The sequence below is a fragment of the Salinicola peritrichatus genome (assembly GCF_003206715.1).
GTDB classification, from domain to species: domain Bacteria; phylum Pseudomonadota; class Gammaproteobacteria; order Pseudomonadales; family Halomonadaceae; genus Salinicola; species Salinicola peritrichatus.
Genome location: NZ_PZJU01000029.1, coordinates 28,144 through 51,826, shown reverse-complemented (window position 1 = coordinate 51,826; position 23,683 = coordinate 28,144). Strand labels below are relative to the sequence as shown.

At 64.3% G+C, this 23,683-nt stretch carries 18 protein-coding genes; 15 read left to right on the top strand and 3 right to left on the bottom strand.

All coding sequences use genetic code 11. From position 1 onward, the window contains the following. The first annotated feature begins 119 nt into the window (after positions 1-119). From DOM57_RS11725 to DOM57_RS11685, 9 genes are all read left to right on the top strand, one after another. Positions 120-1,391 carry a NupC/NupG family nucleoside CNT transporter gene (locus DOM57_RS11725; protein ID WP_110649485.1) on the top strand — a complete coding sequence of 424 codons (1,272 nt, stop codon included), beginning with the start codon at positions 120-122 and terminating at the stop codon, positions 1,389-1,391. A 224-nt stretch (positions 1,392-1,615) separates the two neighbouring features. Next, positions 1,616-2,404 carry a deoxyribose-phosphate aldolase gene (gene deoC, locus DOM57_RS11720; RefSeq protein WP_110649377.1) on the top strand — a complete coding sequence of 263 codons (789 nt, stop codon included), beginning with the start codon at positions 1,616-1,618 and terminating at the stop codon, positions 2,402-2,404. A gap of 15 nt (positions 2,405-2,419) precedes the next feature. Beyond that, on the top strand, positions 2,420-3,754 hold the full coding sequence (deoA, locus tag DOM57_RS11715) for a thymidine phosphorylase (protein WP_110649376.1): 1,335 nt from the start codon (positions 2,420-2,422) through the stop codon (positions 3,752-3,754). Continuing rightward, complete coding sequence (locus tag DOM57_RS11710; RefSeq protein ID WP_110649375.1) at positions 3,751-4,992, top strand: phosphopentomutase; 1,242 nt, start codon at positions 3,751-3,753, stop codon at positions 4,990-4,992. The genes deoA and DOM57_RS11710 overlap by 4 nt, the downstream gene beginning before the upstream one ends. 16 nt (positions 4,993-5,008) lie before the next feature. After that, positions 5,009-5,755, top strand: a complete 747-nt coding sequence (deoD, locus tag DOM57_RS11705) for a purine-nucleoside phosphorylase (protein WP_110649374.1) — start codon at positions 5,009-5,011, stop codon at positions 5,753-5,755. Then, positions 5,748-6,188 carry a cytidine deaminase gene (cdd, locus tag DOM57_RS11700; protein ID WP_110649373.1) on the top strand — a complete coding sequence of 147 codons (441 nt, stop codon included), beginning with the start codon at positions 5,748-5,750 and terminating at the stop codon, positions 6,186-6,188. Before deoD ends, cdd begins: the two co-directional genes overlap by 8 nt. A 361-nt stretch (positions 6,189-6,549) precedes the next feature. Next, complete coding sequence (locus DOM57_RS11695; protein WP_110649372.1) at positions 6,550-7,596, top strand: J domain-containing protein; 1,047 nt, start codon at positions 6,550-6,552, stop codon at positions 7,594-7,596. Positions 7,597-7,601: 5 nt separating this feature from the next. After that, positions 7,602-8,009, top strand: coding sequence for a hypothetical protein (locus DOM57_RS11690; RefSeq protein WP_110649371.1), 408 nt, complete (start codon positions 7,602-7,604; stop codon positions 8,007-8,009). Between the two features lie 102 nt (positions 8,010-8,111). Beyond that, entirely contained in the window at positions 8,112-8,795 is a 684-nt protein-coding gene (locus DOM57_RS11685; protein WP_110649370.1) for a type 1 glutamine amidotransferase domain-containing protein, read from the top strand. A gap of 6 nt (positions 8,796-8,801) precedes the next feature. Here the strand turns inward: DOM57_RS11685 and DOM57_RS11680 are convergent, their stop codons facing one another. After that, complete coding sequence (locus DOM57_RS11680) at positions 8,802-9,014, bottom strand: DUF3820 family protein (protein ID WP_110649369.1); 213 nt, start codon at positions 9,012-9,014, stop codon at positions 8,802-8,804. Between the two features lie 332 nt (positions 9,015-9,346). On the opposite strand from DOM57_RS11680, the gene DOM57_RS11675 reads away from it, so the two are divergent. The 4 genes from DOM57_RS11675 to DOM57_RS11660 all read left to right on the top strand — a co-directional run bounded on the left by DOM57_RS11675 (position 9,347) and on the right by DOM57_RS11660 (position 14,747). After that, positions 9,347-10,906 (top strand): BCCT family transporter, encoded by a 1,560-nt coding sequence (locus DOM57_RS11675; RefSeq protein WP_110649368.1) that lies wholly within the window; start codon positions 9,347-9,349, stop codon positions 10,904-10,906. Next, positions 10,903-12,963, top strand: coding sequence for a CocE/NonD family hydrolase (locus DOM57_RS11670; RefSeq protein WP_110649367.1), 2,061 nt, complete (start codon positions 10,903-10,905; stop codon positions 12,961-12,963). Before DOM57_RS11675 ends, DOM57_RS11670 begins: the two co-directional genes overlap by 4 nt. A gap of 80 nt (positions 12,964-13,043) precedes the next feature. Beyond that, on the top strand, positions 13,044-13,961 hold the full coding sequence (locus DOM57_RS11665; protein ID WP_110649366.1) for a LysR substrate-binding domain-containing protein: 918 nt from the start codon (positions 13,044-13,046) through the stop codon (positions 13,959-13,961). A gap of 75 nt (positions 13,962-14,036) precedes the next feature. Further along, the gene (locus DOM57_RS11660; protein WP_110649365.1) at positions 14,037-14,747 is read left to right on the top strand and encodes a class I SAM-dependent methyltransferase; all 711 of its coding nucleotides are present in this window, start codon (positions 14,037-14,039) and stop codon (positions 14,745-14,747) included. A 692-nt stretch (positions 14,748-15,439) separates the two neighbouring features. Here DOM57_RS11660 and amt read toward each other — a convergent pair. Then, positions 15,440-18,802, bottom strand: coding sequence for an ammonium transporter (gene amt, locus DOM57_RS11655; protein WP_110649364.1), 3,363 nt, complete (start codon positions 18,800-18,802; stop codon positions 15,440-15,442). A gap of 257 nt (positions 18,803-19,059) precedes the next feature. Between amt and DOM57_RS11650 the strand changes: the two genes are divergently transcribed. Continuing rightward, positions 19,060-19,824 (top strand): SDR family NAD(P)-dependent oxidoreductase, encoded by a 765-nt coding sequence (locus DOM57_RS11650; protein WP_110649363.1) that lies wholly within the window; start codon positions 19,060-19,062, stop codon positions 19,822-19,824. Between the two features lie 83 nt (positions 19,825-19,907). After that, positions 19,908-21,413 (top strand): alpha,alpha-trehalase TreF, encoded by a 1,506-nt coding sequence (gene treF, locus DOM57_RS11645; protein WP_239496199.1) that lies wholly within the window; start codon positions 19,908-19,910, stop codon positions 21,411-21,413. Here the strand turns inward: treF and glgB are convergent. Beyond that, entirely contained in the window at positions 21,410-23,671 is a 2,262-nt protein-coding gene (gene glgB, locus DOM57_RS11640) for a 1,4-alpha-glucan branching protein GlgB (protein ID WP_110649361.1), read from the bottom strand. The genes treF and glgB overlap by 4 nt on opposite strands. Positions 23,672-23,683 lie beyond the last annotated feature (12 nt).

Genomic DNA, 23,683 nt, shown 5'->3' with positions numbered 1-23,683 from the left:
TGACCAATGCGTGGACGAGCGGCATGAGGCGGTCGGCATGACTCGTGTCCGTTTCCTCGGTCCCGACACGCTCTGGAATGCATTTTCGACTCATCAAGGCCAACACCAAGGACAACAACATGACACTCATCATGGGTCTGGTCGGCGTCATCGTGCTGCTGCTGATCGCGCTGATCTTTTCGAGCAACCGCAGGGCGATCAGCCTGCGCACCGTCATCGGCGCTTTTGCCATTCAGGCCGGCATCGGGGCTTTCGTGCTCTACGTTCCATTTGGTCAAAGCGTACTGGGAACCCTTTCCAGCGGTGTGGGCCAGGTGATCAACTATGCCAACGATGGCATCGGCTTCCTGTTCGGTGATCTCGCCGACCCCAGCAATGTCGGCTTCGTCTTCGCCGTCAAGGTGCTGCCGATCATCATCTTCTTCTCGTCGCTGACGGCCGTGCTCTATTACCTAGGCATCATGCAGTGGGTGGTGCGTATTCTCGGCGGTGCGCTGCAGAAGGTATTGGGCACCTCGCGTACCGAATCGCTGTCGGCGACGGCCAACATCTTCGTCGGCCAGACCGAGGCACCGCTGGTGGTGCGACCGTTCCTCGCCGGCATGACCCGATCCGAGCTATTTGCCGTCATGTGTGGCGGGCTCGCGTCCGTCGCCGGTTCCGTTCTCGCCGGTTATGCCGAACTCGGCATCCCGATGGAGTACCTGATCGCCGCCTCCTTCATGGCCGCCCCCGGCGGTCTGCTGTTCGCCAAGATCCTGATGCCGGAAACCGAAAAGCCGGACGATCACGTCGAACAGGCGAAGGCCATTCTGGAAGCCGAGGACAAGCCGGCCAACGTGCTGGACGCCGCTGCCTCCGGCGCCTCTTCCGGTTTGATGCTGGCCGCCAACGTCGGCGCCATGCTGCTGGCCTTCATCGGCCTGATCGCGATGATCGACGGCATTCTCGGCGGTATCGGCGGCTGGTTCGGCGTGGATTCGTTGAGCCTGTCGATGATCCTCGGCTGGCTGTTCTCGCCGCTGGCGTTCGTGCTGGGCATTCCATGGCACGAGGCGACCCTGGCCGGCTCGTTCATCGGTCAGAAGCTGGTGGTCAACGAATTCGTCGCCTATATCAACCTGGCGCCCTATATCAGCGGCGACGCCACGGTGACGGAAACCGGCCAGGCGATGTCGGCGCATACGGCGGCGATCCTGTCGTTCGCGCTGTGCGGTTTCGCCAACCTGTCGTCGATCGCCATCCTGCTCGGCGGTCTCGGTACCCTGGCACCCAGTCGTCGCCCGGAAATCGCCCGTTACGGCCTCAAGGCGGTGCTCGCCGGTACGCTGTCCAATTTGATGTCCGCGACACTGGCTGGCATTTTCCTGTCGCTGGCCGGAACGGCCTGATCGCCGGCATCGAGGCCATGATCCGCCAGCTCGCAGGCAAAGTGCGGATCGGGCATTCCCGCTCAGAGGGTGTTTACAAAACAGGCGAATGAAGGCAAGACAAGGCGAAATCGACCGAACAAGCGCAGTTTACAAGTCGTAAATGAGCATTGTGAGGACGATTTCAACGCCGTATTGCCGAATGCAGCCCTTTTGTAGACACCCTCTCAGGCTCAGGAGACATAATGATGACACTCGAGCACGCCGCCAGCCTGGCGCTGGCAATGATGGACCTGACCTCCCTCAACGACGATGACAACGACGAGCGCATCGCCGCGCTCTGCCGCCGTACCGAGACACCCCAGGGCTCGCCCGCCGCGGTCTGCATCTACCCGGCGTTCATCGCAACCGCCGATCGCGAGCTTCGCGACATGGGGCTGCGAAATACAGACCTGCGCGATCGCGTACGCATCGCCACCGTCACCAACTTCCCGGACGGCTGCGTCAACGCCGAACGTGCCGCGCGGGAAACCCGCGCGGCGGTGGCCGCCGGCGCGGACGAAGTCGACGTGGTGTACCCCTACAAGGCACTGATCGGCGGCGATGCCGAAGCCGGCCGAGCCCTGGTGACAGCCTGTCGCGCCGCCTGCGGCGAGCGCCTGCTCAAGGTGATCCTGGAGACCGGCGAACTGCAGGAGCCGGCGCTGATCCGTCAGGCGGCGGACATCGCCCTCGAAGCCGGCGCCGATTTCCTCAAGACCTCCACCGGCAAGGTCAAGGTCAACGCCACGCTGGAAGCCGCCGAGATCCTGCTGACCGCGATCCGCGACAGCGGCCGCGAAGTCGGCTTCAAGGCCGCCGGCGGCATTCGTACCACGGAAGACGCCCGCGCCTATCTCGAGCTGGCCGCGCGCATCATGGGCGAGGCGTGGCTGACGCCGGCGCACTTCCGCTTCGGCGCCTCGGGGCTGCTCGATGCGCTGCTCGCCACCCTCGCAGGCGGCGAAGCCAAACCGGCCACCAGCGGCTATTGATCGGAGCGGTAGACCATGATGATCCAGGAAATCCTGCGCCGTAAGCGCGACGGCCAAACGCTCGATCATACGATGTTGAGACTCGTCATGAACGGCATCGCCGACGGCAGCATCGGCGACGCCCAGATCGGCGCCTTCGCCATGGCGGTCTACCTCAACGGCATGCGGCGCGAAGAAGCGGTCGCGCTGACCGAAGCCATCCGCGACTCCGGCCAGGTGATGCGCTGGGACGATCTCGATCTGGATGGCCCGGTGCTCGACAAGCACTCCACCGGTGGCGTCGGCGATCTGGTGTCGCTGGTGCTGGGGCCGTGGGTCGCCGCCTGCGGCGGCTTCGTGCCGATGGTCTCCGGGCGCGGCCTGGGACATACCGGTGGCACCCTGGACAAGCTGGAGTCGATTCCCGGCTATGACGTCGCGCCATCCGATGCCACTTTCCGCCGCCTGGTGAAAGAGGCCGGCGTGGCGATCATTGGCCAGACCGGATCGCTCGCTCCCGCCGACAAGCGCCTCTACGCGGTGCGCGACGTCACCGCCACGGTGGAATCGCTGCCGTTGATCGTCGCCTCGATCCTCGGCAAGAAGCTCGCCTGCGGGCTGGAAACGCTGGTGATGGACGTCAAGGTCGGCAGCGGCGCCTTCATGCCCACGCCGCAAGCCGCCCGCGAGCTGGCGGAAGCCATCGTCGCCATCGGCTGCGATGCCGGCACGAAGACCAGCGTGCTGCTCACCGACATGAACCAGCCGCTGGCCGACTGTGCCGGCAATGCGCTGGAGATCCTTGAAGCGTTACGCCTGCTTCGTGGCGAGAAGGGGGAGAGCCGTCTCCATGACGTGACTCGTGCGCTTGCCCTGGAGATACTGATCCAATCCGGCATCGCCAGCGACATCGCCGACGCAACACGACGCCTGGATCGCGCGCTCGACTCGGGCGAGGCACTGGAGCGCTTCTCGCGCATGGTTCATGGCCTGGGCGGCCCCGGCGATCTGGCCGAACGCCCGCATCACTATCTCGAAGCCGCGCCCTACGAAACGGAAATCGCCGCCGACGCGAGCGGTACGCTCGGCGCCATCGATACCCGCGCGCTGGGCCTGGCGGTGGTCGAACTGGGTGGCGGACGGCGCAACGCCGGGGACACCATCGATCACCGTGTCGGCCTCTCGCGCATCGCCGCACTCGGCCAGCGGGTCGAACGCGGCCAGCCGCTGGCGCGGATTCATGCCCGTAGCGAGTCGGAGGCAAGCGCCGTCAGTGAACGGCTGCGCGCTGCCTTCAGCCTGAGCGACACGTCCAGCGATGCGCCACCACCGTTGATTCACGCCACCCTACGCCGGGAGGATCTGCCATGACCCGCGCCATCCTGCTGGTGCTCGACTCCTTCGGCATCGGCAACGCCCCGGATGCCGAGGCGTTCGGCGACGCCGGCTCGGACACCCTGGGTCATATCGCCCGCTGTCGTGCCGATGCCGGCCGCCCACTCGAGCTACCCAACCTCGGTCGACTAGGCCTCTATCACGCTCATCATCTGAGCACCGGCGAATGGGCGGTGGGCGTCGAGGTTCCCGCAACCGTCGAAGGGGCCTACGCCTGCGCCCGGGAGATATCCTCCGGCAAGGACACGCCCTCCGGTCACTGGGAGATCGCCGGCGTGCCGGCGCTGTTCGAGTGGGGCTACTTCACCGACCTGGAGAACAGCTTTCCGCCCGAATTGCTGGAAGCGCTGATCGAACGCGCCGATCTGCCCGGCGTGCTCGGCAACTGCCACGCCTCCGGCGTCCCGGTGATTCAGCGACTCGGCGAGGAACATATCCGGAGCGGCAAGCCGATCGTCTACACCTCGGCGGACTCAGTGTTTCAGATCGCCGCCCACGAGGCCCACTTCGGTCTCGACCGCCTCTATCGCCTGTGCGAAATCGCCCGCGAACTGCTGATGCCCTACAACATCGGCCGGGTCATCGCCCGTCCCTTTACCGGCGAGACACCGGAAACCTTCGAGCGCACCGGCAACCGCCGCGACTACGCCATCGAGCCACCCACGCCGACCGTGCTCTCGAGGCTGCATGACGACGGCGGCACGGTGCTCGGCGTCGGCAAGATCGGCGATATCTATGCCCACTGCGGTGTCTCGAAAATGATCAAGGCTCATGGCCATGACGCCCTGTTCGATGCCACGCTCGAAGCGATCGACGCAGCCGGTGAGCGAACCCTGGTGATGACCAACTTCGTCGACTTCGACACCCTCTACGGCCACCGCCGCGACCCGGAAGGCTACGCCAGCGCGCTGGAAGCCTTCGATCGCCGCCTGCCGGAAGTGATGGCCAGGCTCGCCCCCGGCGACCTGTTGATTCTCACCGCCGACCACGGCAACGACCCGACCTGGCATGGCACCGACCACACCCGCGAGCAGGTACCGGTGCTGATCGCCGGCGACGCCCTGCGCCCCGGTAATTACGGCCAGCGCGAGACCTACGCCGACATCGGCCAGACGCTGGCCGAGCACTTCGGCCTGTCGCCAATGGATTACGGGCGCTCGCTGCTCGACGAAATACCCCCCAAGAGAAACGTCTTGAAAGAAGAAACGTCTTGAGAGGAGACGACTGAACATGCCCACGCCCCATATCGAAGCCCGGCCGGGCGACTTTGCCGACACCGTATTGATGCCCGGCGACCCGCTGCGCGCCCAGTTCATCGCCGAGACCTTTCTCGACGACATCGAGTGCGTCAACCGCGTGCGCAACATGCTCGGCTTCACCGGCAGCTACCGAGGACGGAAGATTTCCGTCATGGGCAGCGGCATGGGCATTCCGTCACTCTCCATCTACGCCAAGGAGCTGATCACCGAGTACGGCGTCAAGCGTCTGGTGCGGGTCGGTTCCTGCGGCTCCGTGCGCGACGACGTGACGGTCAACGACATCGTCATCGGCATGGGCGCCTGTACCGATTCCGGGGTCAATCGAACGCGCTTCGGTGGCCACGATTTCGCCGCCATCGCCGACTTCGACCTCACCCGGCATGCCTTCGATGCCGCCCGCGAGCGCGGCACGAAGGTCAAGGTGGGCAACCTGTTCTCGGCGGATCTGTTCTACACACCGAACAGCGACTTCTTTCAGGTCATGAAGCGCCACGGCATTCTCGGCATCGAGATGGAGGCTGCCGGCCTCTATGGCGTCGCCGCCGAGTTCGGCGCCCGGGCACTCACGGTGTGCACCGTCTCCGATCATATCCTCAACGGCGAGGCGCTCGATGCCATATCGCGCCAGACCGGCTTTTCCGAGATGATGGCGATCACTCTCGAGGGCCTGATTCGCGACGATCGGGCCCACCATGCCCAGGAAAACCGCCATGCCTGAGACTCTCGCTCCCAAGGTCATCGTTCCCGAGGCCATCCGCCAGGCGGTGCTCGCCGTGCGCGACAACGCCTACGTGCCCTACTCCGCGCATCCGGTGGGCGCGCTACTGATCAGCGAAAGCGGCCGCCACTACCTCGGCTGCAACGTCGAAAGCGCCAACTACAAGGGACTCTGCGCCGAGGCCAGCGCCATCGCCGGACTGGTCACCAGCGGCGAACGAACCATTCGTACCATCTACGTCATCGGCCCCGGCGAACATCTGTGCACGCCCTGCGGCGACTGCCGCCAGCGCATTCGCGAATTCGCCACGCCGGAAACCGAGATCGTCGTCCTCGACGGCGACGGCGCCCCGCTCAAGCACTACACCATGGACGAGCTGCTGCCCGACTCCTTCGGCCCGGAGAACCTGAACAAGACATCGGGGATGGAGTGAGAAAGAAGAGGGAAGAGGAAAGGAAGAAGAGGGAAGAGGAAAGGAAGAAGAGGGAAGTGATCGGGAGTGACGATAACGCCGTGTGTTCCAGCGGAATAGGTCATCAGGGTCTTCCCAGGGAAGCGCTAAATAAATCGGCGAGCGGGATGAAGCGCAAGGCGCACGCAGCGCAGACTCGAAGCGGAGAGAACNNGTGAGGATTCCGACCGGGCTGGCGCTCCAGCACCGCGTAACGCAGCGATTCGCCCGCGCAGACATTTATGCAGTGGTTCCCAGGTAACGACTTGCCATCAAGTTTGGGTATACTCGAACCCCAACAATCAACGACAACGATTCCCCTCTTCTCCGCTTGGAGTCGCCGATGGCCCCAGCGTGCTTTTCCGCTTTCGAGCTGTTGCTGCTGAAAAGTCGTTACCAGCCGGATACCGCATCCTTGCTGCTGTTGGCGTGGGTATTCGTCAACAAGCGCGTCGCGCTCGCCGAGGACAGGCGCTATCTCGAAGTGCTGGCCAATGGCTATCGCCACTCCCCGGATCTCGACACCCTGCTGGCGGTCGCCAGCGCCGACCTAAGCGCGATTCAACTGGCCGCCGAGGTCTTGCTGCGCGAACGTGTCGATGCCCAATCCCACCCTTTCCTGCGTCGGGCGATCGGCCTGGCCACCAGCGACGGCGCCCCCAGCCTGCGCAATCACTATATCCTGCGCTTTCTCGCCGATCTTTCGGGCGTGACACCCGACGAGTTCGCCCGGCTGTTTCGTGAAGTGACCGGGCGAGCGCTCATGGCGCCGGGCGACCCCAGTCGCCACGTCTACTGGCAGGATAAGGCGACGGAAGCACCCGATGCCGCTGCCGGCGACGCCACGCCCAGGAAGCAACCGGCCTGGCAGCGTTGGCGAAGGCGTGTGCTATCCGCCCGCTCGCGGCGCCGGCGGCAGCGCCGGGAGCGGGAACAGTTGCGCCAGCAGGCGCGCCAACAGCGGGAGGAGATGCTGCGCCAGGCCCGGCAACGGGAGGAAACCCGCCGTCGGGATGAGGCACGCCGGGAACAAGCCCAGCGCCGGGAAGAAGCGCGCCGCCAGGAGCAGGCGCGCCGGGAAGACAGTCAACGCCAGGAAGAAGCCCATCGCCGGCAACGAGCCCACCAGGAACGGACCCACCAGCGGGAGCGAACCCGCCAGCAAACCGCGGGAGAGCGACCACCGCACTACCGGGTACGCCTGGCGTTGCAGGTGCTCGAACTCGACGAAAGTGCATCAAGGATCGAGATCAAGCGGGCCTACCGCCGCCTGGCACAGCGTCACCATCCCGACCGCTTCCATGGCCAGGGCGATCTGCGCGTGGCACTGGCCTCGCAACGCTTCCAGCGGATCAAGAACGCCTACGACTACCTGATGACGACGGTCTGACACCTATGCGCGATCTCTACCGCCGCCTGGGCATCGCCAGGCATGCGACGCCGAAGACCATCTTCCGCGCCGCCGAACGCTGCGATAACCATTCGCTGAAGGCCGACGCCATGTGTGCGCTCGGCGATCCCGCGCGTCGCCGCGACTATGACGACCTGCATGCCCTGCTCAGCGACCTCGGGCGCCTGCGCGCCGGCCTTGGCATGACCCACGCGCCGCATTGGCAGGGCGATGCCGCCAACGATTTTTCGCCAGCGCCGGAACGAATCGTGGCACGCCAGGAACTGCTGACGAACAAGCTGGAAATCGCTCTTCGCCGTCACCAGACCCGCTGGCGACGCGGTGCGTGGCTTACGCTGGCGATCGCCATCGGCCTGGCCGCCGCCTATGCCGCCGGACGCTGGCTCATCTGATCGGCGTGCGTTTCGCGCTTGAAGCGCGACCCAATGCCCTCACTTATCAGGAACATCCCATACAAGGCGCAACCGCGCGTTACGGAGAAGCCGGAGAAACCGATGAAAATTCTGATGGTATTGACTTCGCATGATGCGATGGGCGACAGCGGTCACCGGACAGGGTTCTGGCTCGAGGAGTTCGCCGCGCCCTACTACGTGTTCAAGGATGCCGGCGCCGACATCACCCTGGCCTCGCCGGCGGGCGGCCAACCGCCGGTCGATCCCAACTCCACCCAGGAAGATGCCCAAACCGACGCCACCCGCCGCTTCGAGGCCGATGAAACGGCCAAGCGGCAACTCGCCACGACACGCAAGCTCTCCGAAGTGCTGACCGAGAACTTCGACGCCATTTTCTATCCCGGTGGTCATGGCCCGCTTTGGGATCTGACCAGCGACCCCGATTCGGTTCGGCTGATCGAAAGCTTCCTTGCCGCCGACAAGCCGGTGGCGGCGGTATGTCACGCCCCCACGGTACTGCTCAAGGCAAAAGCGGCCAATGGCGAGCCGCTGGTCAAGGGCAAGCGGGTGACCGGGTTCAGCAACAGCGAAGAAGCGGCCGTCGGCCTGACCGATGTGGTCCCGCACCTACTGGAAGACGAACTCAAGCGCCTGGGCGCCGACTACCAACGCAGCGACGACGATTTTGCCGCTTTCCACGTCGAGGATGGTTTGTTGATCACCGGCCAGAACCCCGCTTCCAGCGAGATCACCGCCAAGGCGCTGCTGCAACGCCTCGGAAACTGACCCCTCTCAGGACGACCGCAACGGGTCTAGCAGCGGCCCCAACCCGTTGTGGTCGATTTCGTGCATCAATGCCAACAACCGCCCGATCTCGCCATGGGGAAAGCCCTCGCGGGCGAACCAGGCGAGATAGGGTCCGGGTAGATCGGCGATCACGCGCCCTTCGTACTTGCCGAACGGCATCTGGCGGGTGACCAATTTTTTGAGATCTTCGGGTTCCATCGTTCGCTCTCCAGGGAGCCTCTGATTAACGTCATGAGCGCAGGCAAGACAAGACAAAAAATCAACGAAACAGCGGAGTTTACAGGGTGTAAATGAGCATGTTGAGTTGATTTTTAACGCCGTATTGCCCAGCGGAATAGTTAATCAGGGCTTCCTAACGCTGTTCCGTTCGCTATGGCTACATGTCGCGGCCGACACGGGCCGGCCATACGCCCGGTGCATACCCTCATTCCCAGTCGCCGTTTGAACCAGGCGGTATCGAAGGCGTTAGTGTATAGCGCCATGATATCGGCGCATGACGCCTAACGATAACGATAATCGGGAGCTCAGGTATGCAAACCTCGCTTCGGCCACTCGTATTCTGGCCAACCTTTCTGATACTGCTGGCGGCGGTGATTGCCAGCTACGTCGATCTCGATGCGTTCCTGGCGGCTGCCAGCACGCTCAACAGTGCCATTCTCGACAACTTCTCATGGCTGTTCAGTCTGGGCAGTCTCTATCTGCTGGCAATGGCGGTGATCGTCTACTTTTCGCCGCTCGGGCGCATTCGTATCGGCGGCCATGATGCCACGCCGCTACTCTCCCGCCTGCGCTGGTTCTCGATCACCCTGTGCACCACGCTGGCCGTGGGCGTGCTGTTCTGGACCACCGCCGAGCCGCTCTACCACTTCATGAGCCCGCCCGCGTCCAGCGGGCTGGAAGCCGGTTCCGGCGACGCCATGCTGTTCGCGATGTCGACCATGTTCCTGCACTGGTCGTTCACGCCTTACGCCATCTACGCCGTGCCGGCGCTGATCTTCGCGCTGGCCTTCTATAACCTGCGCCTGCGCTTCTCGATCTCCAGCATGCTGGAGCCGATCTTCGGACCGAAGGTGAAGCGTTTCGGCGGTCTGATCGATGCCGTCTCGCTCTATGCCCTGGTGGCGGGCATGGCCTCTTCGCTCGGCACCGGCGCACTGACGCTGGCCGGCGGCGCGGGTCAGTACCTCGGCGGCGAAACCAGCCCGCTGCGCCTGGGCGTGATCATCGCCATCATCGTCGTCACCTTCGTCGTCTCCGCGGCCAGCGGACTGCAGAAGGGGATCGCCCGGCTGTCGTCGCTGAACGCCGTGCTGCTACTGATCCTCGGCGTGTTCATGTTCATTGTCGGCCCGAGCGTTTTCTGCCTGGCGCTGGGCGTCGAGTCCTTCGGGGTCTATCTCGACAACTTCTTTACCAAGAGCCTGTTCACCGGCGCAGCGGGCAACGATCAATGGCCGCAGTGGTGGTCGATCTTCTACTGGGCGGTATGGTTCGCCTGGGCGCCGGTGGCGGCGCTGTTTCTGGGCAAGATCTCGCGAGGCTATACGGTACGTGAATTCCTGCGCGTCAATCTGCTCTACCCGGCACTGTTCGCCAGCGTATGGATACTGATCTTCTCCGGCACCGCGCTCTATTTTCAGGCTCATACGGGGACGGACCTCTACGCCACTCTCAACGATCGCGGCGTCGAGAATGTGCTCTACGAGCTGTTCCGCCAGCTGCCGCTCTCCGGCGTGTGGATTCCGCTGCTGCTGTTCATCGCCTATGTCTCCTACGTCACCGCGGCGGATTCGCAGACCGACGCCATCGGTAACCTGTGTACCCGCGGCCTGACGGCGGACTCCGATCTGAACGCCGGCGTGCCGATGAAGGTGATCTGGGGCGTGATCGTCGGCGTGGTCTCCTGGGTGATGGTCAGCTTCGTCGGCATCGACGGCGTCAAGATGCTCTCCAACCTCGGCGGCCTGCCGGCGATGCTGATCGTGCTGCTGGCCAGCGGTTCGCTGTGGATCTGGCTCAGGCACCCAGAACGGCTCGATGCCGTGCCGACACGCAAAACTCCCTCACGCGCAGCCAAGGATGACGCATGAAGATCAAACAGGACTTTCCGTACCGCGTGCGTGAAATCGAGAACCAGTGGATCGTGCTGACCGACGGCACCCGCCTGGCGGCGCGAATCTGGCTGCCGGAAGGAGCCATTGGCACACCGGAGGAAGACGCCGAATCGAAACCGGTCCCGGCGATCCTCGAGTATCTGCCCTACCGCAAGCGGGACGGCACGGCGGTTCGCGACGAGCTGACCCATCCCTACTTCGCCGGTCACGGCTACGCCTGCGTGCGCGTCGACATGCGCGGCAACGGCGAATCGGACGGGCTGATGCTCGATGAGTATGCACCGCAGGAGCAAGCCGATGCGCTGGAAGTGATCGACTGGATTGCCGGCCAGCCGTGGTGCGACGGCAAGCTCGGCATGATGGGCATCTCCTGGGGCGGCTTCAACAGTTTGCAGGTGGCGGCGCTCAGGCCGGAGCCGCTCAAGGCGATCATCACGCTGTGTTCGACCGACGACCGCTACGCCGACGATATCCACTACAAGGGCGGCAACGTGCTGCTGGAAAACCTCGGCTGGGCGGCGACCATGCTGAGCTTTTCCGCCGCCGTGCCCGACCCGGCGCTGGTGGGCGAACGCTGGTGGGAGATATGGAAGCACCGACTCGACAACATGCCGCTGCTGCTGGATCCCTGGCTGCGCCACCAGCATCGCGACGACTATTGGCGTCATGGCTCGATCTGCGAGGGCTATCACAAAGAGCCAGCGGACATCGAAGCCGCGGTTTACATGATCAGCGGCTGGGGGGATTCGTACATCAACACGATCCCGCGCATGATGGAGAATCTCTCCTGCCCCAGGAAGGCGCTGCTCGGGCCGTGGATGCACAAGTATCCCCACTTCGCGATCCCCGATCCGGCCATCGGCTTCCTGCAGGAGGCGCTGCGCTGGTGGGACTATTGGCTCAAGGATGTCGACACCGGGATCATGGACGAGCCGCCATGCACCTTCTACCTGCAGGACGGCGTGCCGCCGGCCCCGAAATATCTCGAGCGTCCGGGGCAGTGGGTGCGCACTCATGGCTGGCCCGCGCCGGCCGACGAGGTCGAGACGCTCACGCTCAATCTCGGCGATCGGGGGCTGGAATCCGACGGCCAGCTGAGCAGCGACCGCCTGATCGCCTCGCCGCTGACCGCCGGCTCGCTGCAGGGCGAGTACATCCCGCTGTGGTTCGGCGCCGACTTTCCGCCGGATCAGCGTCGCGACGACGGCCTGTCGCTGACGTTCGACTCCGAGCCCTACGTCGGCGGGCTCGATATTCTCGGTCAGCCGACGATTGCGGTCGAAGTCGCCAGTACACAAGATTGCGGCCAGTTACACGTGCGTCTGTGCGACGTGGCGCCCAGTGGCGAGAGCGCATTGATCACCTACGGCACGCTCAATCTCAACCTGCGCGACGACCCGGGCACCATCGCCCCGCCGGTGCCGGGCGAACCGATGGCCGTGCGCGTGGCGATGGATCTGATCGGCTATCGTCTGCCGCAAGGGCACCGCCTGCGCCTTGCGCTTTCCAGTGCCAGCTTCCCGCTGGTGTGGTCGCCCCGCAAGCGCGCCGACCTGACGCTCAAGGCCGGCACGCCGACGCTCGAACTGCCGCTGTCGAAGGCGCCCTACATTCCGATGCCGTTCGAGCCGCCGGAAAGCGCAACCCCCTGCCGGGTCGAGACGCTGCGCAAGGGCGAGCCGAAGCGCACCATCAGCGAGGACGTCGGCAGCGGCGAAGTGACCGTCACCGTCGAGGACGACATGGGCGACGTTCGTTTCGAGGACCACGGCCTGCGCGTCGAGCAGCGGGCGAAGGAGGTTTATACCAGCCACCCGCTTGATGCCACGCGCACGCGTGCCGATATCGAATGGGTCTATCGTGCTGGTCGCCATGAAGGCACAGGACAGTTCGCGGTGGAAGTGATCAGTCGCTATCACTTGCACTGCGACGAGACCACCTTTTACCTGAGCGCCGAGCAACTGGCGTTCGAGGGCGAAACGCTGGTTAGCGAAAAGTCGTGGCGGCGCGAGATTCCACGCACGGCGGTGTAGCAGTTCCGTATGGCGAGGCGGCAACCGTCGCCTCGCATGTTATGCTCCGGCACCGAGTTGGTTCGGTTGCGGATGCCTACATGTCGAGTCGCGATGCCCTGCCCCCGCTGGTCTGCCTGCGTGCCTTCGAGGCCGCGGCGCGTCACTGCAGTTTCACCCAGGCGGGCAGCGAACTGAGTCTGACCCAGAGCGCGGTGAGCCGCCAGATCAAACGTCTCGAAGACGATCTCGGCCGCCCGCTGTTCGAGCGTCATTACGACGGCCTGCGTCTGACACCTGCCGGCGAGCACTATTTTCGCATCGTCCAGCGCCTGCTGCGGGAACTGCGCGACGAGACCGCCCGCCTGCGCCGGCGCGGCGACGATCGCCAACTGACCTTGGCTTCCAGTCCAACCATCGCCTCGATCTGGCTGGCACGCCAGCTTCCCGATTTCCAGCGCGCCCACCCGGGCATCGAGATCCGCATCCTGACCGTCGAGGATCCCCATCGTCTCGACCTGGCGGAGTTCGATCTCGGCATCTACTACCATGTTCCCAACGAAGTCGACCCACCCGGCCTCGCCGCCGACGCCATCTTCGACCACGAGGAAGTGGCCGCGGTCTGCAGCCCGGTCTATCTGGAGCGTCACGGCGCTATCCTCGATTCCCGGGAACTGCTCGCGCGCCACACCCTGATGGTGGTCGAGGACCACTATCACGACTGGCTGACATGGGAGATCTGGTATCGCGAACTCGGTTTCGACTGGCAACCACCGACCCACACGCTGCGCGCCAACAGTTTCCAGCTGCTGATGCACGCGACCCTGGCCGGCCAGGGCGTGACCCTGGGCTGGGTGCGGCTGCTGGCCGCCGAACTCGACCAGGGCAATCTGGTATGGGCGCTGCCCCACGCGCTGCCGAGCCGGGGACGACTGTCGCTGTTCACACCGCGGCACCGTCATCTCACCGAACCGATGCGGGCATTTCGGGATTGGGTGCTGGCTAGCGGCAAAGGATGAACCGGCAATGATCCATCGAGCGGTTCGAGGCGAGCGAGAACGCTCGATCGCGCCCCTCTGGACAGGAGTGAACGCATGCAGGACGAGACCGGCACGACCGGGGCCGGCCAGGCGACCTATACCCGCCGCAATCTGGCACTCTACGATCTGATCGTGCTGGGCGTTTCCAACCGCTTCATCTGGCGCTGCCCGACGCCTCGACTGGTCGAGCACTATGATCGCCATGTCAGCGCCAATCATCTCGATGTCGGGGTCGGCACCGGCTATTTCCTCGACCACTGCCATTTTCCGACGGACCGGCCTCGCCTGATGCTGTTCGATCTCAACACCAACTCCCTGGCCCATACCGCTCGCCGGGTTCGGCGCTATCGGCCGCAAATCCAGCAAACAGACGTTCTGCAACCGCTCGCCATGGACCTGCCGCCCTTCGCGTCGATCGCCATCAATTACCTACTGCACTGCCTTCCGGGCCCGATGGCGCACAAGGCGCGGGTTTTCGACCACCTGCGACCGTTGATGGCACCCGGAGCGGTGATTTTCGGCTCGACGATACTTGCCGGTGGCGTCACACGCTCGCCACTGGCAACGCGGCTGATGGCGTTCTACAACGCGAAGGGCATTTTCGATAATACGCGAGACACCCTCGAAAGCCTCGAAAGCCTCGAACTGGCTTTGACGAGTCGCTTTGGTCGTGTCGAACTGGAAGTCGAAGGCTGTGTGGCGAAGTTTGCGGCCGGTGAGCCCGCGAGTCGAGTCGAGCCGTCAGCAATTCGCTGCTGCGGCTGATGGCATCAGGCGGGCGAACCGGTCAACGATCAGGCCCGATGACCCAAGTTGGCCTTCGGCGACTGATCGGGTTCTTCAGCACGCTCCCGCGCGACGGGCGGAGCCTTGTCGCTACTGCATAAACGCAGGGCCACGAACAGGCCGAAAGCGACAAAACCTATGATGATGCCAATGATAGTGAAAAGACCCATTGCGTACCCCACGTATCGAATGCGTTGTCTATCGGGCTGAACCGCAACGTTGAAGTTCGTTTTATGTCGGTGGCCCGGTTCGACTCGGTTGATTCAGCCTTTGGCTGGAATACGGCCGAAGTCCCGAGCCGCCAACTTGTTATCGTCAGGATACGAAATAACTTTACACCTGACGCAACGTAGCGGAATGGAGGTAGATGTTTACCTTCTGTCGCCTAGAAAATCAATTCGTACCTTTTGATTACCTAATACTACAAAGAATAGGGGAGTTTACTCGAACCCTCCATTGGGCGTTAGTGGCTCATACCAATGGCTACGTCCATGGCTTGCGCAGGCGCGGCATGCCTTCGCCGCGCGATCCGATTTGAGTCTGCGACATCGAAGCGGTAGGCAAAACCTGAAAACTTTCATCCAGCATCGTCAGGACATTTGGTACGCCGTCAGGAATCCCGCCCAGGGGTCAGACAAGAGACCCCATGATATTGACGTGCTTGCCATCGTTCATCGGGGCATCACTCGAACGTCGGAAAGCATCTCGAGGGGCTGCGGTCGATCGATCAGAAAGCCTTGCGCGAAATCCACCCCCAACAGTGCCAGTTGTGCCATGACTCCCGGCGTCTCGACGAATTCGGCGATGGTCTGCAATCCCATGGTGTGGCCTACCGTGTTGATCGCCTCGACCATGGCGCGGTTGATCGGATCGCTATCGATGTCGCGAATGAAGACGCCGTCGATCTTGAGGTAGTCGACCGGCAACTGCTTGAGATAGGCAAACGAAGAGAGCCCGGCGCCGAAATCGTCCAGAGCGAAGCGGCAACCGCTGCGTTGCAAGCGGCGAATCAGTTGGGTGACGCTGGATAGTCTGGCGATGGCCGCGCTCTCGGTGATCTCGAAGCACAGCGTTTTTGGCGGCAGCGCCGCCCGCTCCACCCATTGCGGCAACTCCTCGCAGAAACGCTCGTCGGAAAGCGACGCCCCCGACAGGTTGATCGACCACGTGTCGGCCGGCGTCGAGCGGTGGCGATAGCGGTCGGAGAGCCATGCCAGCGTATTGCGTACCACCCAGCGGTCGACCCGAACGATCAGATTGTAGCGCTCGGCAGCGGGCATGAAGCTGCCGGGCGAATACAAGCGCCCCTGTTCGTCGAGGCGCACCAGGATTTCATAGTGGTGAACAGCCGAGGGCTCCTCCACCGCGGCGATCGCCTGCGCGAAAAGGCGCAGCCGGTCCTGATCCAGGGCCGCCTGCAATCGCGGCACCCACTGCAGTTCGCCGTGACGATCCAGCAGTTGACGGTCATCCGGCTGGTAGACGTGCAGCCGATTGCGCCCGGCTTCCTTGGCCGCGTAGCAGGCCGCATCGGCGGCGCTCAACACATCGCTGAGCGTCGTCGTGCGCCCGCCCTCGAACGCCACCAGCCCGACGCTCACGCCAAGCGAAAAGATCCGGCCCTCCCAGCCGAAACGGAAATCGTCGACCATTTCGCGAAGCTGTTCGGCCATGACGATGGCAGCGGCAAGGTCGCAGTCGAAATAGAGGATGCCGAACTCGTCGCCACCGAGCCGCGCCAATAGATCGCTCTCTCGCACACGCGCCCGCAGCAGCGCCGAAAGCTGACGCAACAATTCATCGCCGGCCATGTGGCCACAGGTGTCGTTGACGATCTTGAACTGATCGAGGTCGAGATAGCATAGCACGTGATCGGTTTGCGCCAGGCCGATCGCGGCTTCCAGCCGTTGCTCGAACTCGCGCCGGTTGGCCAACCCCGTCAGGGCGTCATGGCTCGCCTGGTGATTGAGACGCCGGGTCAGGTCGCGGGTCAGGGTCTTGTCCTGAAAGACCACCACGGCGCCGACGGTGTATCCCGAGCGGGAGCGAATCGGCGCCGCCGAATCCTGCACCGGCCGGCGAGTGCCGTCGCGCGCCACCAACAAGCGGGTATCCAGCCCGACCGCCGGTTTGCCGCTTGCGAGTACCTGGCGCGCCGTATTGTCGATGTAGGCGCCGCTGGTTTCATCGATCAGCGTATAGATCTGCCCCACCGGCAGCGATCGCGCCGCCTCCAGCGTCCATCCTGTCAGTCGCTCGGCCTCGGCATTGAGAAAGGTGACCAGGCCGCTATCGTCGGTGGTGACGACCCCGTCGCCGATGGATGCCAACGTCACCTGCGCCAGTTCGCGTTCGCGGCTGAGTTGCTCCTCGACCCGCTTGCGATCGGTGATGTCGCGCACCATGGCGGCAAACTCGGCTTCCGAGCCCAGCGCCCCCTCGCTGATCTGCATCTCGAGCGAGCGGGTGGTGTTGCCGACGCGGACGCGCAATTCCCGGCGCTGCCCGGGCGCCGGTACCTGGCCGCGTATGAGCCGCTCCACCGGCAAGCCGACCACCTCGTCGGCCGAGACGCCGAACAACACCTCGGCACCGGGGTTGAGTGTGGTCAGTATCCCATCGGCGCGCCACGTCAGTACGCCGTCACGCAGATTGCGCACGATGACCTGCGTACGCCCCACCGCGCGCTCGAGCGCCACCGACACGCGATTGTAGCTGGCGGCGATCTGACCGACCTCGGTGAAAGGATCGGCGGCGACCCGGGCGCCGATCTCGCCGCGTTCTTCATGCTGGCGCATGGTCTCGAGCAGCTCGAAGAGCTCGGTGCGCGCGCCATGCTCGGCCATGTTGAGCCCCATCTCCTCCGCCTCGGGGGAGACCCGCAGCGGCAGCAGCCGTCCCAGTCCGCCGAGCAGAATCCAGCTCAGGCCAAACGCCCATAGCCCGCAGACGACGACACCCAGCAGCTGCACGCCGGACTGCGCCAGCCAGCCGAGCCCGGTACCGAGACGCTCGGGGTCCCCCAAAAGCCCCACCGCCAGAGTCCCCCAGATGCCCGGGACCAAATGGGCCGGTATCGCGCCGACGGCGTCGTCGATGTGTAGTTTCAGCAGCCATTCGCTGGCGGTTACCGACAGCACGCCGCCGATGGCACCGGTCACTACCGCCGCTGGTACCGAAAGCTCGTGCGCGCCGGCGGTGATCGCCACCAATCCGGCGATCGCCCCGTTGAGCGCATAGAGAACTTCGGCGAAACCGCGCAGTTTCCAGCCCAGCAGCAAGGCCGTCAGCACGCCGGCCACCGCGGCGATGATCGTATTGATCAGCACGCCCGGTACGCTCTGGTCAAAGGCCAGGGTGCTGCCGCCGTTGAACCCGAACCAGCCGAGAAACAGCGTCAGCACGCCCACCATCGCCAGCGGCAAGTCGCCCGCCGGCATCAGCTTGGCCGGTTGCCCCGTGACGAAGCGACCGCGTCGCGGACCGATGCGCAGGACGGCCGCGAGCGCCACCCAGCCACCGGTGCTGTGAACCACGGTCGAACCCGCGAAATCGACGAAGCCGAGCCTGGCGAGCCAGCCCGGCGTGCCGGTGTAGGCGCCGCCCCAGGCCCAATGACCGAAGACCGGATAGATCAAGGCGCTGACCAGCAGTGTCACCGCCAGGTAGGCCTGGAACGGCATGCGCTCGGCCACCGCCCCGGAAACGATGGTGGCGGCGGTGGCGCAGAACATCACCTGGAATAGAAAGAAGACGGCCAACCAGAAGGTATCGTCGGCGCTGAATTGGGGGAAATAGAAGCTGCTACCGAACCAGCCGTCTTGACTGGCTCCAAACATGATGCCGAACCCGACGCACCAGAACACCAGCATTGCCACGGCGAAGTCGCAGACATTTTTCATCGCCACGTTGATGGCATTCTTGCTCCGGGTGACCCCGGCTTCCAGGCACAGAAAACCCGCCTGCATCATGAACACCAGCATGGCGCCGAGTATGACCCATAGCGCATCGATGGTGGGCACCGGTTGAGTCATTGTGCCGCTCCTGGGTTTTATTGTTGTTCAGCAGGAACGTTATCGGCCGTCGGACGGTCAGCTTGAGAGTACCGAAGGACAGCGAGCTGTTTTTAACGCCGAATGGCCAAGCGCAGGCAGTCCCCGGACAAACTCCAGCCCGCGTTGGCTGCCATCGGCTCACTGCTCTATCTTCAAAGAGGCTCGGCGTCATACCGGGCCTCGTTCAGCATGTTCGCGTCGCCCGACAACGAACGGATGAACCCAAAGGAGAGCGTATGCGTCTAGCAGGCAAGGTCGCGCTGGTAACCGGCAGCACTCAGGGTATCGGCCGGGCGGTTGCCGAGCGCCTGGCCGAGGAAGGCGCCGATGTGGTGGTCAGCGGCAGCCAGCCTTCGGAGCGCGCCGAGGAAACCGCCGAGCGTGTGCGCCGGCATGGCCGGCGTGCGACGATCGTCACCGGCGATATCTCCCGCATCGACACCAACCGTCGCCTGATCGCCGAAAGCGTCGAGGCGATGGGCCAACTCGACATCCTAGTCAATAATGCCGGAATCGAAATCGACGCGCCGTTCTGGGACGTCACCGAAGCGGACTATGACAAGGTGCTCGACACCAACCTCAAGGGCGTGTTTTTCACTACCCAGGCGTTCGCGCGCTATCTGCGCGACGGCGGCCGCGGCGGCCGGGTGATCAACCTGAGTTCGGTTCACGAGGACCTGCCCTTTCCCGGCTTCAGCAGCTATTGCCTGAGCAAGGGCGGCATGCGTATGCTGACGCGTAATCTGGCCGTCGAGCTGGCGCCGCTCGGCATCACGGTCAACAGTGTCGCGCCGGGGGCAATCAAGACGCCGATCAATGCCACGCTCGATGACAACCCCGAGAAACTCCGCCATCTGCTCGGCAACATTCCTCTCAATCGCCTCGGGCGCCCGGAAGACGTCGCCGGGGTGGTTGCCTTTCTCGCCTCGAGCGATGCCGACTACATGACCGGCGCATCGTTGCCGGTGGACGGCGGTCTGCTTTGGCAGTATGAAGAGTAAGAGTTCCTCCACACCGGGAATCGAAAATGCCGCATAGCCCTCAGGCCGTCCTACCAGACGACGCTCATTTGAACGATGCGGCCGTGACCCCTTACGACCGCTTTGGGGAGCTGTTCGAAGCCGTTGAACTGGCGCATCTGTTCGCCGATTCCAAGACGTTCGCCGACAGCGTGCCCAAGTATCCGCCCGCGCAGATCGTGCAGGCCTATCACGCGGCCCGCCACGCGCCGGACTTCGACCTGCGCGCCTTCGTCGACACCCACTTCGCGGAAGATCCGCTCCACTGCAGCGGCTACGAGGCCGATCCCAGGGTCGACATGGCGACGCATATCGATCGGCTATGGCCGGTGCTGACGCGTAACTCGCGCGAGCATCATTTATGGTCCTCGCTGCTGTCGCTTTCCCACGACTACATCGTGCCCGGCGGTCGCTTCCGCGAGTTCTATTACTGGGATTCCTATTTCACCATGCTGGGCCTGGCCGCCAGCGGCGAAGACCGGCTGCTGTGCGCGCAGCTCGACAACTGCGCCGACCTGATCTCGCGCTACGGCCACATGCCCAACGGCAACCGCAGCTACTACCTGAGCCGCTCGCAGCCGCCGCTGTTTTCGATGATGGTGACGCTGGTCGAACAGCGCGGGCAACGCCGGGCAATCGACTATCTTCCGCAACTCAAGCAGGAGTATGCGTTCTGGATGGATGGCGAAGAGCGGCTCGCGCCGGGGGAAGCCCACCGTCGCTGCGTGCGGCTCGACGACGAGTGCTGGCTCAATCGCCATTGGGACGACCGCGCCACGCCGCGCGAGGAGTCCTATCGCGAGGACTACGAGATGGCCCAGCGCTCGGATCGCCCGGCGGAGCAGCTCTATCGCGATCTTCGCGCCGGCGCGGAAAGCGGCTGGGACTTCAGCGGCCGCTGGCTGGATGACACCCGCGATCTGACCACGATTCGCACCACCGCCTTCATCCCCATCGAAGTCAACGCCCTGCTCTACCACCTGGAGTTTCTGCTCGCCAGGCTCTGCGCCGATGTCGGTGAAACGAGCGAAGCCGGGCATTATCGGAGCCGCGCCGAGCGTCGCCGCAAGGCGATCGATCGCTATCTCTGGTGCGAGGAGCGCGGCGCCTACTACGACTACGACTGGCAGCGCGGCCATCGCAGCATTCACCTGACCGCCGCCTGCGTGGCGCCACTCTATCTGCAGCTGGCCTCCCCCGGCCAGGCCGAGCGTGTCGCCAACACCGTCTCGCAGCGACTGCTGGCGCCCGGTGGGCTGGTCACCACCGAGATCAACGACAGCAACCAGCAGTGGGACCATCCCAACGGCTGGGCCCCGCTGCAATGGATGGCGATCGAGGGCTTCCGCCATTATGGCTTCACCGATCTGGCGGAAATCCTGGCCGAGCGCTGGCTGGCGCTGGTCGACGATCTCTACCGGCGCGAACACAAGCTGGTCGAAAAATACGTGCTCTATCCGGGGGCCGAGTTCGCCTGCGGCGGCGAATATCCGCTGCAGGACGGCTTCGCCTGGACCAACGGCGTGACCCGCGCCCTGCTCGCCCAGCGCCAGGGAATGATCGTCGGCTAGGCGTCGGGCGGCATCAACAGCAGCACCCCCAGCGGCGGTAGCGTCAGCACCAGCGATTGGCGCTCGCCATGCGCGGCCACCGGCTCGCTTGGCAGGCCACCGCCATTGCCCACGTTGTCGCCGTCATAGCGTTCGGAATCCGAGTTGAAGCGCTCCGTCCAGTATCCCGCCAGCGGCACGCCAACGCGGTAGCCGGACAAGCGCTGAGGCGTCATGTTGGCGATCGCCAGCACGCGCCGACCGGCGGCATCCAGGCGCCACCAGGCGAAGACGCTATTGGCGCTGTCATCGCCGATGACCCAGCGGAATCCCGCCCCTTCGCAATCCAGCGCGTGCAGTTCGGGGCGTTCGCGATAGAGCGCGTTCAGATCGCCCACCAACCGCTGGATACCGGCATGCGGCGCGTATTGCAGCAGATACCAGTCGAGCTCGCGATCATGGTTCCATTCGCGCCCCTGGGCGAACTCGCAGCCCATGAACAGCAGTTTCTTGCCGGGGTGCAGCCACATGAAACTCAGATAGGCCCGCAGGTTGGCGAATCGCTGCCGGTCGTCGCCGGGCATCTTGTCGAGCAGCGACCCCTTGCCATGCACCACCTCGTCGTGGGAGATCGGCAATATGAAGCGCTCGTCGAAGGCGTAGACCAGGCCGAAGGTCAGCTGGTCGTGATGGAAACGTCGGTATAGCGGATCGTGGCTGATGTAGCTCAAGCTGTCGTGCATCCAGCCCATGTTCCACTTGTAACTGAAGCCGAGCCCCTGATGCTCGACCGCCGCCGTCACCCCGGGCCAGGCAGTCGATTCCTCGGCGATCACCACGCTGCCGGGGGCCTCTTCGGCCACCACCCGGTTGAGATGCTGGAGGAAAGCGACCGCCTCGAGGTTTTCCGTGCCGCCGAACCGGTTGGGAATCCACTCCCCTTCGCGCCGCGAGTAGTTGCGATAGAGCATCGAGGCAACGGCGTCGACGCGCAGTCCGTCGATGTGGAAATCGCGCAACCAGTGCAGTGCCGAGGCGAGCATGAAGCCGTGCACCTCGCGCCGGCCCAGGTTGTAAATATAGGTGTTCCAATCCTGGTGATAGCCCTCGAAGGGATGCGCGTACTCATACAGCGCGGTGCCATCGAAGCGGGCCAGGCCGTGCGGGTCGGATGGGAAGTGGCCCGGCACCCAGTCGAGGATGACGCCGATCCCGGCACAGTGGCAGGCGTCGACGAAGGCGGCGAAATCCGCCGGCGAGCCGAAACGGCCGCTGGGCGCGAACAGCGATAGCGGCTGATAGCCCCAGGAACCGCCGAAGGGATACTCCATGATCGGCATCAGCTCGACATGGGTGAAGCCCATCTCGACCACGTAGGGGATCAACGAATCGATCAGATCGCGCCACTGATAGAGAGCACCATCGTCCCCGCCATGCTTGCGCCAGGAACTGACGTGAACTTCGTAAATCGAGATCGGCGCCGTGCCCGCATGACGCTCGCCACGCTGTGCCATCCACGCCTCGTCGTGCCACGCGAACGGTGTCGCGTCCGCGACCACCGAGGCGGTCAGTGGCGGCGGCTCGGTGGATAGCGCCACCGGGTCGGCCTTGAGTAAGCGCTCACCATTGACATCGATCAAGGCGAACTTGTAGCGCTCGCCGGCGCCGATGCCGGGAATGAAGATCTCCCAGACGCCGGAGGGATAGCGGCAGCGCATGCCGTGGCGGCGGGTATCCCAGCCATTGAAATCCCCCACCACGGCCACCCGTTGCGCGTTGGGCGCCCATACCGCGAAGCGCACGCCCTCGACGCCGTCGATCGTCATCACCTGCGCGCCCAGACACTCGCCGAGGCGCCGATGGCTGCCCTCTCCGATCAGGTAGAGATCGGTCTCCCCCAGCAGCAGCGGAAAGGCGTACGGATCGGCGACGAGCTGCTCCACCTGCTCGCTTGGTGAGTCACTCTGCCGGGATCGAGGCCAGCGAATACGTAAACGGTATCCGGTGGATTCGGGAAGTTCGCCGACGAACAGGCCGTCGATCGCCTGGGCCCGACACTCCCCCAGTAAGTGGTCACTGTCGGCCGCGACCAGGGAAACCGCGCTGGCACCGGGCACGAAGACCCTGACCTCGTGGACGCCGTCGGCGCGCCGATGCGGTCCGAGCACGGCGAAGGGATTGGCGTGGGTCGCTTGGGCCAGCGCCTCGAGATCGCCGGCACCAAGGCCAGTCTCGAGATGGCGCTGCGCTGTCCGCGAGCGGGAATCGGCCCGGGTCATGCCGTTTCCTCC